This is a genomic window from Enterocloster lavalensis (assembly GCF_046603895.1).
Classification (GTDB): domain Bacteria; phylum Bacillota; class Clostridia; order Lachnospirales; family Lachnospiraceae; genus Enterocloster; species Enterocloster lavalensis.
In genome coordinates this window covers 6,323,989-6,340,283 of sequence record NZ_CP176637.1, presented here as the reverse complement: position 1 = coordinate 6,340,283, position 16,295 = coordinate 6,323,989, and the positions used below count along the sequence as shown (strand labels likewise).

Below are 16,295 nucleotides of genomic sequence, written 5' to 3'. Positions count from 1 at the left end.
CCTTCCTATGATATAGTGATATAGAACATTTGCGGCGTGGAGGCTCAGGCTTCCACGCCGCTTTTGCGATTTACCCCGGACGGGTCCGTTATGATGTTGCCAGCAGTTCTTCCAGCACCTCAAAGAGCTGCTGTACATTCACCGGTTTGGGGATAAAGCCGTTCATCCCGGCGGACATGGCCGCCTCCTCGTCCTCCTTGAAGGAGTTGGCCGTCATGGCCACAATGGGGATCACGGCCGCATCCGGCCGCTTCAGGACCCGGATCGCCCGGGTGGCGGCCAGCCCGTCCATCACCGGCATCCGGATGTCCATGAGAATCATCTGGTACCGGCCCGGGGGATTCCGTTGAAAGAGCTCCAAGGCCTCGCTGCCGTCCTTCGCCCGCTCGGTTACCGCTCCCTGGAGCTCCAGCAGTTCCTGGGCGATCTCAGCGTTTAAGTCGTTGTCCTCCGTCACCAGAATCCGCATACCCTTCAGGCTGCCGGTGGCGGACAGAATTTCCCGGTTCTTATGGGCAGGCGCTTCGCCGGCCGGCTTAAAGCGCAGGCGGAAGGAGAATACCGCTCCCTTGCCGGTATCGCTCTCAAGCACGAGCTCGCCGCCCATGGACTGCACCAGATTGCGGCTGATGGGAAGCCCCAGTCCGGTGCCGAGACTTCTGAGTTCATTTCCGCCCAGCTGTTCAAAGGGGCGGAAAATCCGCTCCTGATCCACAGGGGATATGCCCACGCCCGTGTCCCGGACGGAAAAATCGTACACCGCGTCCTGCCCTTCCAGCCCGCAGGCCTGCACGCTCAGCTGCAGGAGGCCACCCGGAGGCGTAAACTTCACGGAGTTCCCCAGCAGGTTTAAGAGCACCTGGCGCAGGCGGATCGGATCTCCGGTCAGCCAGTCGCTGTCGATCTCGCGAACGCACTCCAGGACCAGCCCTTTCTGCTGCGCCTGTCCGCTGATGATGCTCTCCACCTCCTCCAGTATTTCCCGCAGGGAGAACGGCTCCTCGTTGATGGAGAGATTTCCGCTCTCAATCCGGGACATATCCAGAATGTCGTTGATCAGGGAGAGCAGGTAGCGGGACGAGGACCGGATCTTTTCCAGTTTATCCCGGGTTTCCGGGGAGAGACCGCTCTCCATGGAAACCAGCTCCGTCATCCCCACGATGGCGTTCATGGGCGTGCGGATCTCGTGGCTCATCTTGGAGAGAAAATCGCTCTTGGCCGTACTCCTGGCCTCGGCCTTTTCCAGCTCCGCCTGCATGATGGCGCTGCGCATCCGGGCACGGGCGGTCAGAAGCACCATAGCCATCACCAGAATCAGGATTACGCCGACAACCGCCACAAACGCCATGGGATTGGCGTAAATCATATCCACGGTGGTCATGGCGTAGGCCCTGGACACCAGGCTGCGGCTGAGCATGCTGTCCATGTCCTCGGACGACAGATTCCGAATCGCCTTGTTTAACGTGGTGAGAAGCCGGATATCGGCCGGGCGGTCCAGGGCAAACTTGATTTCCGCGCTCATATCCCACAGGGACACCTGGGTAACGTTGGCATAGCGGTGGCGCTGCAGCTCCTGGTTAGCCGGAGCCATGATGCCGTAAAAGAAATCCGCCTCCCCGCGGTCCACAGCCTTTAAAGCTTCCGGCACCGTGGTATAGTAGCGCACCTCCCTGCACTCCACGTCCGCGGGAACATGGCGTCCCTTAAGGGCCGCTGCCACCAGGTCGCTGTCCGGGAAATTGGCCGATTTGTTCTTGAAAATACCGCTGTTTAAGCGGATATAAGCGCGGGTGGTCACCAGACCGGAGGCGTAGGCATCTTCGTCCGAATCCGGATAAAAGCCCAATACATCCGCCGTCCCCCCCTGTACCATGCAGATCGCCTCCTCATAGGAGGCCGCGGGGATCAGCTGGAAATCCAGACCGGTGTAGTCCGACAGGCGCTGGGACAAGTCCACCAGCAGTCCCTCGGCAGGGCCGTCCGCAGGGGCCATATAGAACGGATAGCACTCAAACGCGGCCACCCGGAGGGTCTGCTTATTGCGTATATAAGCCAGTTCCTGGTCCTCCAGCCGGGGATTCTGGAGCTGGACATTGAGGGAACGGCTGGTCATGTGCTGCCGGGCGAAATCCGGCTCCGATTCCATGATATTGCCAAGGGCCATGTTCAGGCCGTCCAGAATCTCCGTGCTGCCCGGCACCGTAACCAGGTAGTAGGGCTGCGCATCAAAGGTGGCGACCACGCGGTAACGGCTGTCATTCTCCGCGCTGTTGCCGAGCAGCAGATCCACGTCGCCGTTTTCCAGGTAATCGTACATTTCATTGCTTGCGGTAAACTCCTCGTTGCTGTACTGTTTGATGGTACAGTTCAGGCCGTTTATGGATAAAAATTCCTCCAGACGCCGGATTTTTTCCGCAGCCATCCCGTAGGCGCCGATGGTCATGCCGTTAAGGCTTCTCAGATCGTAACTTTTGAAGCGGTTATCGCCGCTGCGGCACTGCAGGATCGCGACGCTGTTGCCCATGCTGTAATCGGGATAGGCAAAAAACTGTTCAAACTCAGGGGAATAGTAAGCTCCGCCCATCAGGTCGAAACGTCCCTCCAAAAACTCGTCCACCAGCTGATCCGAGTCCACCGGTATGTATTCGTATTCCCAGTTGGTGTATTTGGCAATCTCGTTCAGATAATCCATCAATAACCCGGTATGGCGTCCGTAACGGTCCACCTCGCTGATTCCCGGTATTTCCGGAAACGCCACGCGGATCAGACGCCCCTCCCCGTTGTCGGATACCGGGATCTCCTCCCCCGCCGCGGTGAGGCCGGGGACGGCCAGGGACATTATCAATAAAACGGCCAGAACTGCGGCCGTGAAACGATGCGCCATCGAATGGAGCCAGATCTTCATATTCGATCTCCTTAGTAATACCGCAGCTGCGGTTTGTGACAAAGAAAACGCACCGGAAACCGTATCGACATCCGGTGCGCTGTTAAGACTATATTAACGCATATGGCGGAAATTGACAAGGAATTTTGTGATTCCGCTTAAATTACCGCCGATGTTCCGCCCCGCTCTCTGAAGCGCTCTGTGGCAGGGGGATTTTCCGTTTATGCCGTAAATCCATTGGTCAATTCCGAAAACATGTGGTAGAATGGACTATATTACATACGGCATGGACCAGGAATAAGCGGGATTTTCCGCAGGCGGATCGAACGGTCCGCTTGACGGCGTTTGTTCCTCCATGGGAAAAGACGGTCGATATGAACAAAATTTGGGAAGCGTTTGAAAATCTCCAGGAAATTGTTTATGTGGTAGATGCCAAAGAATATGATCTGGTTTATATGAACCAGCTTGCCAGAAGCACGTTTAACTGTCCGCGGACCGAGGATTACCGCGGGCGGAAATGCTATGAGCTTCTGCAGGGACTGCCTGAGCCCTGCAGATTTTGCAGCGATGCCCGCGGTAAGGGCACCTATGCCCTGAAGGAAACCCTGATCGAACAGGATGGCCGGACCTACCGCCTTGAGACGGCGGTGGATATCGCAGGGCAGGAAGAAGCAGAACGCAGTCTTTTCCTCCTTTTGGAAAATGAGGCCATTGTCAACGAGTGCCTGCGGCGCACGCTGGCGGATGAAGATACGGGGGAAGCGTTAGAAGAGCTGATCTCCTATCTGGGGGACAGGCTGGAATGTGACCGGGCTTACATCTTTGAGGAGCTCAGGGCCGGACGCATCTGCAACACCTACGAGTGGTGCGCTCCGTCCGCCTCCTCCGAAAAGGCCAGCTTTCAGTATGCCACCTGGAATACCGTGGAGCCGTGGCTGCCCGTCTTTGAGCGGGATCAGTGCGTTGTGGTGGAGGATGTGGAGGAACTAAAGGACATCAATCCCCTGGAATATAACTGGCTCAAAGCCCAGGATACGAAAACAGCAGTCGTCTGCCCGCTGTTTGACGGCGGAAAGCTGATGGGGTTCTGCGGGGTGGACAACCCGCCCAGGGAGCGGGTCCGGCATATCTCCGCCATGCTCCAGGTCATCCGTCATTTTATTGTCGTCCTCATGAAACGGCGGGATAAGGTCCGCCGCCTGCGCCATATGAGCTTTCACGACCCGCTCACCGGCGTGCTGAACCGCTATGCCATGGAGGAAATGATCGCCAGCCAGACCGGGACCCGCCCGCTCGGGGTGGTCTACTGCGATATCTCCGGCCTGAAAACAATCAACGACAGCCAGGGGCATGCCCAGGGCGACCAGATGATCTTAAGCGCCAGCCAGCTTTTGGCGGAGCACTTCCCCGCCGGGCTGGTCTACCGCATCGGCGGAGACGAATTCCTGGCAGTCTGCTTTGACGACAGCCGGGAGAGCTTTCAGGGGCAGGTGGACCGGCTTTTGGAGCAGCTGCAAAAAAACAACGCCCATCTGGCGGTGGGCGCCGTCTGGTCTGAGGACGGGAGTACCAAAATCAAAGAGCTGGCCCGGCAGGCGGAAAACGAGATGTACTGCAACAAGCAGCAATACTATCTCAGCCGGCAGCAGCCGCAGAATGCGCCCTGTCCCGGACCGGGCTGCGCCAGAACAAAGCAGCCGGAACGGGACCCCGAGACGCCCTTTCAGGCGTTCATCCACAACAATTATTACGACGCCGAGGCGTTTTTTCAGTCGGTGGCCATCCCCGAGGCGCCCTACTACCTGTATTTCGGCGATCTTCAGAACAACCTATATTACATCTCCGACAATATGCGGGACGATTTCGGTTTTCCCAGCAATGTGGTCTACGATCTCATTGAAAAATGGGGGGCCATGATCGGGGATCCCCAGGACCGGATTCTGTACCAGCAGGACCTGCGCCAGATGCTGGAGCACAAGAAGGACATTCACAGCCTGCGCTACCGCGTCACGGACAGGCGGGGGTACTCCGTCTGGGTTCACTGCCGCGGCATCATCCGGTGGTCGGAGGACCGGACCACTCCCCTGTTCTTTTCCGGCTGCGTCTCGCGGCTGGAGAGCAACTTTGCCATGGATGCGACCACCGGATTTCTGCGGGAGCGGGCGGCGTTAAACGAGCTGGTGACCTTGAGCTCCAGAAATACCCCCGCTCTGGTGATCAGCTTCGGCCTGAACCATTTCACCTACATCAACGAATCCAAGGGACGGATGGAGGGCGACCGGATCCTGCGGGATATCGCCAACACGCTGGAGGAGGAGCTTGGCACCATGTTCACTTTCTACCGCCTGGACGGCATCCGTTTCATGGCGATCTCCAGACGCACAAACGGCTGGGATCCCGGCGAGGCGGTGGCCGGGATCCGCAGAATCATCAACCTGGTTTATTCCAGGGAGCGGATTACCGCCAAACGGGCCGCCTCCTTCGGCGTGCAGTCCTTTCCGCAGGGCGGCCGCCTGCCCCAGGAGATTTTGGAAAATGCCATCACATTGATCAACGTGGCGAAGCTCAACCAGGACCTGGAGTACAGCGAGTTTTCCTCGGACCTGATCGCCAGGCAGCGGGAGCGCTCCAACATGGCGCTGGTCTTAAGCGAAAGCGTGGAAAAGGGCTGCGAGGGTTTCCGCGTGGTGGTGCAGCCCATCGTCTCCCGGGACAGCGGCGAGATCATCGGCGGCGAAACGCTGCTGCGCTGGAGGTATCTGGATCAGGACGTCTCTCCCGCCGTGTTCATTCCCCTGTTGGAGGAGACGCAGATGATCAAGGTGGTGGGAAAATGGGTATTTGAGCAGGCAGTGCGCATCTGCAGCCGCGTGATCCCCTGCCGGCCGGATTTCCTTCTGTCCTTTAACGTCAGTTATTTGCAGGTTCTGGACGACAGCTTCCTGCCCTTTATGCAGCAGACGTTAAAAGAAAGCGGGCTTCCCGGACGCCACCTGATGCTGGAGCTGACGGAAACCCACTTCGACGAGATGCCAAAACGCCTTCACGAGTTTGTGAACCAATGCCACGAGATGGGCATCAAATTCGCCCTGGACGATTTCGGAAACGGCTTCTCCTCCCTGCAGATGCTGTTTAAATATCCGGTCAATGTAATCAAGCTGGACCGCACGCTGATGAACCAGATCACCCACTCCCCGGAAAACCTGGACTTCATTATGAGCATCGTCTACGCCTGCCACCGCTCCGGCAAGCAGGTGTGCGTGGAAGGGGTGGAGACGGAGGATGAGTTGGCCGCGGTGCGCCAGACCGACTGCGACATGATTCAGGGCTTTTATTTCTACCGCCCCATCGAGGCCGGGGAGTTCTACCGCTGCATCGGGGCGGACCGGCCGGTTTGACCGAACCAAAGGGAGGGCGAAAACACGCGCTTCTCAGCGGATGGTCTGAGCGTTCACCATCAGATCCCGAATCTGTTTTGCCTGGATCACCGCGTCCAGATTCACGTCCTCGTGGCAGTTGATCCAGAGCTGTTCCAGATTGGGCAGCGCTGCAAACACCGAGAGGTCCCGGATTTCCGGAAGAATGATCATGACGCTCTTTAGCTGCGTCAAGTTCTGAAAGACGCTGATGTCCGTCACGTTTGGATAAGCGCCTCCCCACATCATGAGCGTTTTTAGGCGCTCCAGGGGGCGCAGGAATTCCAGATCTTTGAGCTCGGGGCTTACCATCAGAGACAGGCTTTCCAGTCCGGTCATGGAGGCGATGGGTCTCACGTCCTCCAGCTCCGTCAGCTCCACGTCCAGGACCCTGAGGTTTTGGAATTCCAGGAGATCTTCGATGGACCGTACCGTAATCCCCTCTCTGGGAAGCTCCACCATCCGGTCATTGGTGCGCACGCGGTAAAAGTCGCCCAGCCAGCCGATCACGGCAAATTCCTCGATGCGGTCCAGATCGCTGGACATCACCGTTCCCTCCGGCTTGTCGATCACCGCCCGGACCAGGATTTCCATCCCGGCGTCGATCCAGCGAATCTCATAGTCCATCAGCTTCCGCTCCTCTGAGGGCGGCGGAGGGGACTCGATGTCCATGTAATAGGCCGATACGGCGAAGGGGTTGTGCAGGTATTTCCAGGGCCAGTTCTCTCCGCCCAGCATCACCTCCGGGCGCGCCGTGGCGATGTGGCGCGGGCCGCCCAGATCCGTGAAGGAGTCCGCCGTGTTCACCGCCACCCTGCGGGACTGTGCCTGGGAATCGGGATCGATGCTGATCAGCTCCAGGGTGTAGGCGTCACAGAATCGGTAACAGACCGTCACATAGAAGGTGGTGTCTCCACGGCTGTAGGTGTATTCCATTCCGTAGATGGGCCCGCCGGACCCGGTGTCCTCGGTAAATGGCGTAAAGCCGGCCAGTTCCTCCCCAAGATTCTCTTCTGCCAGCTGTCCCAACAGGGAGGAGGTCCCGCTCTCCCAGGTTTCATGGAAGCCCGCGCTGTCCTCGTCCGTGGGCTGTACATCCGCCAGTAAAAACGCTTCGGAGTCTTCAAACCAGATGGCCCAGGGAATGGCATCCGGCCCGGGGCCGATGGTCCACAGGCCTTCGACATTCAGCCCGTATGCGCCGTCGTCCAGGAGATCGTAATAGGCAGTCTGGGGATTCTGTGCCGGTTCCGTCTGACTGCCCGGGTCGTTTCCGCCGGTCCCGCCGGCGCTGTAAACGCCGGATATCAAAAGCCCGGCCAATAATGCCATGAGTTTGAAGTTTACCATACGTTTTTACCCTTTCAGAAGATAGGCCGCCGCCTGAATCCGGCGGCCTTTGCCGTATATTGATAGATTGATTTTACCATATTCCCCGGAGAATACCAACCGATTGTTCGGATTGCGGCGGGAATTGGGAATGTGCTGGAAACGGACGTGCCAGGGCGCGCGAAAAAAGGCGTCCCGGCCGAAAGACCTGGACGCCTTGTTGTAATACCAAAAGGACTGCCAATACAGTGAATGTCTCACACTGCGTTATTTTTTTCGTTTTCCACCATGCCGTCGCAGTCCACGCAGCCCCATCCCAGCTTCAGGAGGTAGGAAAAATACTGTTCCCGGATTTTTTTCCGCTCCCGCACTTTAATTGGGATCTTGTCGCCGTTTTCCATGGTGAAATTGGTGTCCGCGCTGGTGATGTAGTCCATATTCACAATATAGCTCTGATTGCAGCGCAGAAATCGGGACTGCGTCAGTTCCGCCTGGACCTCGTCGAGCTTTTTCCGGATCCGGTGTACCTCGCCGCCACTGCATACGATGCGCAGATTCATTCTCTGGCTCTCCACATACAGAATATCATCGTAAGCGATTCTTCTCCCGCTTGTGCCGCCTACCATGAGCAGGCTCCTTTTGAGCCGCGGATAGCGTTTTTCCATAAAACGGTTCAACAGGTTTTCCAGTTTATCCTGAGACACCGGCTTCAGCAGATATCCGTCGGCCCAGACCTCATAGCTCTCCACCGCGTAATCCGGGCTGCTGGTCAGAAAAACCACCGACACATCCCGGTCATAACCGCGCAGCCTGCGGACAATCTCCATCCCGTTTTCTTTTTGCAGAAAAATATCCATGAAAATGAGATCATAACCCGGCTTCCGGCCGTCCTCATATGGTTCGATCAGATCCTCCCCCTGCTGAAAACAGACGATCTGCAAAGGTTCCCGCCGCTTTCTCATTTTCTGCGCCAGAATCCCGGTAACCTTCTCGCATTCTGCTTTTTCGTCGTCACAGATAGCTACCAACATGAAAAACCCCTCCCCAATCCATACCGATTGTACTCAAAAATAAACATAGCTGAAAACCCCTGTTTTTGGAAGTCCTGTGGGACGAACGGCCGGAATGCGGGACAAGCGGCTGCTATAAATCTTGCAACAGCGCTTTTTGTATGATTAAATAGATATTATACTTTGCCTTTTAGGGGGAATTTCATGAAGATCGCAATTTGCGACGACGACAAGGCGGTGCTGGAACAGCTGTGCGGTTTTATCCGGCAGTATGCGGCCCAGCGCATGCTTGATTATACCATTCTGGAATTCGATCAGAGCGAACGGCTGTTGGAAGCGGTCCGCAGGAACCCGGATATTCGGATTTTATTTTTGGACATCTACATGTCCCCTCTCTCCGGGATAGATTTGGCGGAAACGCTCCGGGCGGAGGGAAATGATTGTGCAATTATTTTCGTTACCATCAGCACCGACCATTACGCCAGGAGCTACGAGGTGAACGCCGAGCACTACCTGGTTAAGCCGATTACATACAGCCGGGTCGAAACAGCCCTGAACCGTTGTGAGGCTTTACTTGTATCCGCCGCCCGCTACGCCTCTTTTTTCTCCGGCGGCCATGAATTCCGGGTTCCGTTCCGGCAGATTCGATTTGTGGAGGTGTTCCGGAATCAAACCGTCATTCACGCGGACGGCGAGCTCTCCATCCGCTGCACGCTGGAGACAGTCATGAACCAGCTCTCTGATCCGCGTTTCATCCGCACCCATCGAAGTTTCCTCCTGAATATGGACTATGTGGCCGCGAAATGCGGAAATGATATCATGTTAAACACAGGGGAAAAAGTTCCGCTCAGCCGGACCTGTGAAAAAAATTTCGAGAGGGAGTATGGGCGGTATTTGACCTCGTCCATGACAGGTGATCATTTGTGAAAAAATACTATCTTATACTGCCCGCTGTTATTTCCATCTCCGCCGCCAGCCTTGCCGTAGGCGGCGTATCCGCCGGCCTTCAGGCCGGAAGCTGTCTGGCCCAGGCGGCGGAGCGCCATCCCGCCACCCCAGACGAGGCGGATCGGGAAACCGGGGACGGGCCGGAAAATGCAGACAGAACGGACGGGGAAACCGTGGAGACCTCTGTGGGGGAGACGGGGACGGATGAGACTTCGGCGGAGGGGACTGCGGCGGATGAGACCTCTGCCGAGGGGACCGGGCCGGATGAAACCTCTGCCGATGGGACTGCGCCGAATGAGACCTCCGCCGATAAGCCATGGGAAACGGAGCCGGATTTTCCGGCCGTCCACCCCACCGGCAGCCCTTCTCAGGCTGACAGGCTTCCGGAATCTATGGAAAACCGCGTTCCGGAGCTTTCTCTGATTTCCGTTCCGGAGCAGGCTGAGGGGGACTATACGTTCTGCGGTTATGACTTTTTTCCTTACGACGGGGTTATAGAGCTGGAAATGGGCGCGTTTGACGATCTCTCCGGCAGGTTAGGCGATACGGTAGAGCTTTACGTGGACGGTCCTGACGGACACGTGAGCGAGCCGATGCGCCTGGACGTGGAATGGGATTACACAGCCGTGGATTTTGACAGGGAAGGGGAATATACGGTGTCCGGAGTATTGGACACGGCTCCCTGCCCTTACGAGTTGGACTGGGATAACCTGGAACCGCCCTCCTTCACGCTGAGAATTGTCCGCCATTGGACAATTTCGTTCCAGCCCAGGATGGACGGAAATAAATTAATTCTCAATTATCTCAGGGACGGCGCTTCTGTCCCGCTCCCGATGTACTCCTTCTCCCTCTGCGAAAGCCGGGACAATGGTGCAACCTGGAACAATATCAGTGAAAGCATGCGGGTGCGGATCACGGAGCAGCAGGCCTCCATCACCGGCGCTAACCCCGGCTGCATGTACCAGCTTACAGAATTTTACAGTTATAATTTCTGTTCTGAAAATTCGGATATTGTGGCGGTCGCTGCGGATGGAGAGGGTTTAAAAGCGAATGTGATTCCAAGCGGCGGCAGGCAAGGCGGGGACAGTTGGGGGCCGGATCAGGGAAGCGCATGGAATGACGAGCCGGTTGTGGAAGGTCTCTACCCCATTTTAGGGTATAAGACCAACTCCTGGTATTCCATGGATCTGGACCTGCAGGTCGTTACCGGAGATGACGAACGGCTGAACCGGGATTTTTACAACAAAATAAGGGTCTATTATGGAAATTCATCGGAAAAGCCCTGGCAGAATTACACTGTGCTGGACGTGAATTGGGATTGGACGCCTGTGGACAACCTCGACTGGAATCAGACTGGGGACACGGTGGTTTACGGCGCCTTTCCCGAGTCTGCGATCGCGGAGAACAGCGGTATGCTGGATTTTGAGCATATGCCGGAGCTCTCCTTTACCATATCAATCCGCGACTTGGTGAACTCCTTTATGCTGTATCCGGTGGAGGAAATTCTGTATGAAAACCAAACAGCAAAATTCGAATTCTGTACGGAATACGACGAACCCCTGATTTTTGAGGACACCTCCCGGCTGACGGTCTGGTGCTCGGTGGACGGCAGTGAAACGTGGTACAATATCACGGACGAACCCAATGTGGAGCTGTACGGCGATACTCTCTCCGTGTCCGGCCTGAAGCCGGAGTATCTCAGAGCCAAGGGATATACGATCCAGGTGGAGCAGGATGTTCTGACGGATACGGAGACCTATTCCACCGGCCTGTACGTGATCCACAACACGAGCGGACTGAAATTTGGCCCGGACATAAGCGGAGAACGGGGAGGCGGAAAACGGCAGGAAAAACCGCCGGAAGGTTTGTTTGATCTTTCAGGCGGAGGAAACAACGATGAGCCGGATCAGCCGGACAGCCCGGAACCGCCAACGGAAGAACCTACGCCGGAACCACCAACGGAGGCCCCCACGCAGGAGCTGCCAACGGAGGAATCCCCGGAAGAACCTGCACCGGAACCGTCCACGTCACCCGGAAACGGGGAGACGGACCGGCCGGACGGCGGTGGAAACGGCGGCAGCTCCTCCGGCGGGCATAGCTCCTCTTCTACCTCCGCTGCGGCCCCGTCGGAGACAAGCTCCATCGGCGGACCGGAGTTAACGCAAACCGCAGCTCCCGCCCTGTACGCCGGAGCAGAACATCCCCCGCAAATCGAACCGGCTGCCGCAGGGACACGGTCCGGCCAGGACGTTTCGCCGGAAGCCGCAAGGTCGGGACCGGAATATGAATCCGGCCAGTCGGACAAGTCCGATTCCGACACCTCTGTGGTTCCGGTGGACGGAGACGGTACAAACGCCGCCGGAGACGGGGCTGAGACGGTTACAGACGAACCGGATTCTGCCGCGGGCGATGCAAACGCCGCTGCGGCCGCCATTAACGGGGCGGACGCTGAAAAGATTGGAACTACCGGCGTCAACGGTTCCCCCGCTGCCGGTCAGACGTTCCGCCGGGGGCTTTCCCGGATCGCCGCCGGAGCTGCCGCCGTCATTGCGGGAGGTTTGGCCGGTCTCTGGATGATAAGGAGGCGATGAGATCAAAATGTGCTACAACCGAAAGCGGGTGATCTGGCTGCTGTGCGGCGCCCTCATTGCCCTGGCCACCTGCTTTTTTCAGTACCGGTATGATAACAAATACAACTTCCCCGGACCCAGGGCCAGGGAGGGCGTGCTGGACCTCAGCCAACATGCGGGGGATCAGCCGTTTTCCATTCTGGCCTACGGCTGGGAGCTTTATCCCCAACTTCTTCTGGCTCCCGGGGAATTTGACGGCCTTGAACCGCTTTTTGTCTACCTGGGACAGTATGGCGGTTTTGAAGGCGCAAACGGGTCTGGATCACCTCACGGCTGCGCCACCTACCGGCTGACAATCCTGCTGCCGGATCAGTCGAAGGAGTACGCCCTGGAACTCCCGGAAATCTATACTTCCTCCCGGGTCTGGATCAACGGAGCTCCGGTGCAGAGTCTGGGGGACGTATCCGATGTGCGGGGGAAGCCCTCCACGCGCACCGGCATGGTCACCTTTCAGGCCGCCGGGCAGGCGGAAATTGTCGTACAGGCTGCGGATTACAGCCACTATTACAGCGGGATGGTCTATCCCCCCGCCTTCGGCTCTGTTCTGGCCGTGTCGGATCTGCTCACCTCGCGCCTGCTGCGCACCTGTATCGTGACAGTGGCGGCGCTTACCATTGGGATCCTGTATCTCACCATCGGTGTAAAAACCGGAGAGGAACGGCAGAGAATGACCCTGTTCGCGCTGTCCTGCCTGGCATTTTCCCTCTATGCGGTGTATCCGCTGTTCCATCAGTTCGGGGCGGGCATTTGGTCATACCGTCTGGAGGACGTCAGTTTTTATCTCTTTCTCCTGATGCTCACCGCTCTGCACTGCAGCTTGTGCGGGATTGACGGCCGTCCGCGCAGAATTGTCCGGGGAGTTGGAAGCGGTGTGGCCCTTCTGGCCTTAGTGGTCCCTGTGCTACTGGCGGGACGGGGATTATCCGCCATGATGGCATATTCCCGGTTTCTGGACTGCTACAAGCTTCTGCTCTTTGGCTGGCTGATTGTTACCGCTCTCTTTAACAGGCAAAAGGGCGGGGACACGGACGGTCCGCTGCTGGCCGGATTGTGCGCCATTGCCGTTTCCATGATGTTTCAAACGGTCGTCCCTGTTTTTGAGCCGGTGCGTACCGGCTGGATGACTGAAAATGCGGGGTTTTTGCTGATCCTTCTGCTGGCCGGAGTCCTCTGGTTCGGCACTGTCAAAGCCTTTGCGGATCGGGCGGCTTTAACTGAAAATACCCGGTTGATGAAAAAACAGTTTTCCCTTCAGGAGGAAAATTACCGCATCGTCTCTGAGAATTTCGCGGAAATCCGGCGTATGCGCCATGATCTGCGCCACCATTTAAACGCGGTGATGGAGCTTGCCCGGCAGCATCAGTACGAGGAACTGGAGCATTATATAAGCGGCTGCGAGGTCAGCGCCAATCAGGCCGTGCAGCCGGCACTCTGTGAAAATCACGCGGTTAACGCGGTTCTCAACTATTATATACAGCAGTGCGGTCAAAAAGGGATTCCGCTGGAGCTGAAGGTTGCGCTCCCGCCTGAGCTGAAGCTGGAGGACTGGAATCTGGGTCTGCTGTTCGGGAATCTGCTGGAAAATGCGGTGGAGGCCTCGGAAAAAGTGCCAAAGGACCAGCAATCCGTCAAGGTGTACTCCAGAATCGCAGGCGGGAACCTGCTTCTGACAGTCAAAAATGCCTGGGACGGGCAGTTTATGGCCTCGGGTGAGAAAATCGCTTCCACCAAACATGAGGGCACAGGCATCGGTATATCCAGTGTCCGCGCGCTGGTGGACAAGTGCGGCGGTCAGTTTTTCCTGACGCCCGGGGAACAGGAATTTGTGGTCTCCGTAGTCCTTTGGCAGCAGCTTTAAACGTTTAAAAGAGCTGGAATCATCTCCCAGCTCTTTTTTACTCCCCGTTTCAGGGGTAAAGATTTAGTTTGGCTGCCACACGCCGTTCTCATCCACCTTGTAGCCGTCCGGCGTCGTGGTTCCCACCAGCAACCTGCCCTGAGAGGCACCCTGCTCCTGGTTAAAGTAGTACCATTTGCCGTCGATCAGCTTCCAGCCGGTGCACATTGCTCCCTGCTTCCCGTCGGAAGCAGTGTTGAGGTAATACTTCTGCCCGTCTGGCGCTGTGACCCATCCGGTTTCCATGGTTCCGTCCTGATCGAAGAAATACCAGTTGTAGCTTCCATTGTAATACAGGTATCCCCATTCATCACGGTAGGAGGAACCGTTTCTGCCAAAGCTCCACTTGCCGTCCGTGTTACTCCAGTATTGGGTGTCGTCGTGATCATCGTCGCTATCGCTGTCCTTGTGATCATTTACGACGGGCGGCGCCGGCTGATCAGGCTGATCAGGATCATCAGGCGCTGGTTCCTCAGGTTTATCGTCTCCTCCGTAATCCTCCACTGTGCCGATTCCAAACAGGACCGAATATTTTAGGGTCTCGCCGGCATCCAATTCCTGATCCAGCCATGAAAAGGCCATGGCGCTGTCTACGCCGGATATTTCATCCAACAGTTCTTCATCTTTATCTGTTGGAAACACCTTATTATATTCCTCTCCATGTCTTCCAAACCACCACCGGTCAACCGGAACGTCGCTCTCGTCGTCGTCCCTGACAGAGAAGGCATAGAGATAATCCTGATCCATGGAAAATGTATCGCGACCCAACATCAGTACGCCGTCATCTTTTCGTTTCACTAAAGCAGAGTCATCACTCCCTACGCATGTATCTGCATATGTGCCAAACGAAAACTCAACACTCTTGTCAACACTTGTGTTTGTGACATAATAGATCATCCGAACATAAGAGATTCCTTCAATCTGGATAATTTTTGCCCGCAGAGAGATCTCAAGATTTTCGGTGGTTGCTTTCCTCTCATCATCGAAAGAAAGATAATCTTCCCCCTTTAATGCTGTACTGTATCCGCTAAAGCTGCTTTTGATTGTATCCGATCCTACTATGCCCGACACATCATAACGATTACCATAATCGTGCAGGTCATAGGCCATGTGGTCATCCTCATCCGCTATAACCAACGGCTCCATTTCCACATCCGGAACCTCTTTCGGAAGGGAAGCCGCCGTCAAAAGCGCAGGCTGTATCAGTTCCGGCTCGAGGGGAACTTCCGGGGTCAGGATTTCGTTATTCTGGGCCTCGTCGATCAGATCTTTGTCCGGAATGTTCTCATCCTTCTGGTCGCCGTCTGCGTTTTCTTCCTGATTGCCCTCATCGGTTACTCCGCCGTCTGTGGGCTCCTGGCTGTCCGGGCCGGCATTCTCACCGCCGTCGCCCTCGGCCGTCCCATCGCCTGAGGGATCCTGGCCGTCCGGGTCGGTATTTCCGCCGCCTTCGGGATCCTTGTCACCCGGGTCGGTATTTCCACTGTCCTCGGGATCCTTGTCACCCGGGTCGGTATTTCCGCCGTCCTCGGGATCCTTATCACCCGGATCGGTGTTTTCACCATCGTTTCCGCTTCCGCCTTCTTCTGTCCCGCCGCCTGAGGGATTCTCGTCGTCCTTGCCGGTGTTTTCACCGCCGTTGCCGCCGGTCCCCTCTTCGGACTCGCCGCCCGTGGGATCCTTGTCGTCTTGACCGGTACTCTCACCGTCGTTTCCGCTTCCGCCTTCTTCCGTCCCGCTGCCTGAAGGATCCTTGTCGCTGGGATCGGTGCTCTCACCGCTTCCGCCCTCCTCGGTCTTGTCGCCATCAGGATCTTTGTCGCCTGTGGAATCCTGGCTGTCCGGGTTGGTACTTCCACTGCCGCCGTCCGTTTCTCCGCTCCCGGTCTCCGCGCCGCTTCCGCCGCCCTGATCCGTCTGGCCGCCTCCCGTATTCTGACTTTCATCTCCGGTGTTCTGTCCCTGGCCGCCATTGCTTTCGTTGCCTGCGGATTGCTCCGTCTGTCCCTCAACGCCCGCCGCCAGGACGGTAAGCGGGGCTCCGCTTGCAGCCAGGCAGATCGCAACTGCGTAGGCCGCGGCCTTCGTCTTAAAACGTTTGATCCGCTTCATGCCTTTATGTAATTTTCGCATACACTAAAACCTCCTTTAATTATCCAAACTCACTCTATGAATATATCA

8 protein-coding genes are annotated in these 16,295 nt (G+C 56.8%); 4 read left to right on the top strand and 4 right to left on the bottom strand.

All coding sequences use genetic code 11. The annotated features are described in order from the left end of the window. Window positions 1–88: 88 nt before the first annotated feature. The gene (locus ACK2JC_RS28425; RefSeq protein ID WP_320938274.1) at window positions 89–2,905 is read right to left on the bottom strand and encodes an ATP-binding protein; all 2,817 of its coding nucleotides are present in this window, start codon (window positions 2,903–2,905) and stop codon (window positions 89–91) included. A gap of 353 nt (window positions 2,906–3,258) precedes the next feature. On the opposite strand from ACK2JC_RS28425, the gene ACK2JC_RS28420 reads away from it, so the two are divergent. Then, window positions 3,259–6,282 (top strand): EAL domain-containing protein, encoded by a 3,024-nt coding sequence (locus ACK2JC_RS28420; RefSeq protein ID WP_368270644.1) that lies wholly within the window; start codon window positions 3,259–3,261, stop codon window positions 6,280–6,282. Window positions 6,283–6,315: 33 nt separating this feature from the next. On the opposite strand, the gene ACK2JC_RS28415 is transcribed toward ACK2JC_RS28420, so the two are convergent. Both ACK2JC_RS28415 and ACK2JC_RS28410 read right to left on the bottom strand, forming a co-directional pair. Continuing rightward, on the bottom strand, window positions 6,316–7,650 hold the full coding sequence (locus ACK2JC_RS28415; RefSeq protein ID WP_320937282.1) for a leucine-rich repeat domain-containing protein: 1,335 nt from the start codon (window positions 7,648–7,650) through the stop codon (window positions 6,316–6,318). Between the two features lie 236 nt (window positions 7,651–7,886). Further along, the gene (locus ACK2JC_RS28410; protein ID WP_107435784.1) at window positions 7,887–8,660 is read right to left on the bottom strand and encodes a LytR/AlgR family response regulator transcription factor; all 774 of its coding nucleotides are present in this window, start codon (window positions 8,658–8,660) and stop codon (window positions 7,887–7,889) included. A 183-nt stretch (window positions 8,661–8,843) separates the two neighbouring features. On the opposite strand from ACK2JC_RS28410, the gene ACK2JC_RS28405 reads away from it, so the two are divergent. From ACK2JC_RS28405 to ACK2JC_RS28395, 3 genes are read left to right on the top strand one after another with little or no spacing between them, the layout of a single operon-like run. Beyond that, window positions 8,844–9,566, top strand: coding sequence for a LytTR family DNA-binding domain-containing protein (locus ACK2JC_RS28405; RefSeq protein WP_320937283.1), 723 nt, complete (start codon window positions 8,844–8,846; stop codon window positions 9,564–9,566). Beyond that, the gene (locus ACK2JC_RS28400) at window positions 9,563–12,178 is read left to right on the top strand and encodes a hypothetical protein (protein WP_368270647.1); all 2,616 of its coding nucleotides are present in this window, start codon (window positions 9,563–9,565) and stop codon (window positions 12,176–12,178) included. The genes ACK2JC_RS28405 and ACK2JC_RS28400 overlap by 4 nt, the downstream gene beginning before the upstream one ends. A gap of 7 nt (window positions 12,179–12,185) precedes the next feature. Further along, the gene (locus tag ACK2JC_RS28395; protein WP_320937285.1) at window positions 12,186–14,075 is read left to right on the top strand and encodes a sensor histidine kinase; all 1,890 of its coding nucleotides are present in this window, start codon (window positions 12,186–12,188) and stop codon (window positions 14,073–14,075) included. A gap of 63 nt (window positions 14,076–14,138) precedes the next feature. On the opposite strand, the gene ACK2JC_RS28390 is transcribed toward ACK2JC_RS28395, so the two are convergent. Then, window positions 14,139–16,247, bottom strand: coding sequence for a hypothetical protein (locus ACK2JC_RS28390; RefSeq protein ID WP_320937286.1), 2,109 nt, complete (start codon window positions 16,245–16,247; stop codon window positions 14,139–14,141). Window positions 16,248–16,295: the final 48 nt, after the last annotated feature.

Coding starts and splice junctions, on each gene's coding strand:
- ACK2JC_RS28395 (WP_320937285.1), top strand. CDS start 12,186: ATGTGCTACAACCGAAAGCGGGTGATCTGGCTGCTGTGCGGCGCCCTC.
- ACK2JC_RS28405 (WP_320937283.1), top strand. CDS start 8,844: ATGAAGATCGCAATTTGCGACGACGACAAGGCGGTGCTGGAACAGCTG.
- ACK2JC_RS28415 (WP_320937282.1), bottom strand. CDS start 7,650: ATGGTAAACTTCAAACTCATGGCATTATTGGCCGGGCTTTTGATATCC.
- ACK2JC_RS28390 (WP_320937286.1), bottom strand. CDS start 16,247: ATGCGAAAATTACATAAAGGCATGAAGCGGATCAAACGTTTTAAGACG.
- ACK2JC_RS28420 (WP_368270644.1), top strand. CDS start 3,259: ATGAACAAAATTTGGGAAGCGTTTGAAAATCTCCAGGAAATTGTTTAT.
- ACK2JC_RS28425 (WP_320938274.1), bottom strand. CDS start 2,905: ATGAAGATCTGGCTCCATTCGATGGCGCATCGTTTCACGGCCGCAGTT.
- ACK2JC_RS28410 (WP_107435784.1), bottom strand. CDS start 8,660: ATGTTGGTAGCTATCTGTGACGACGAAAAAGCAGAATGCGAGAAGGTT.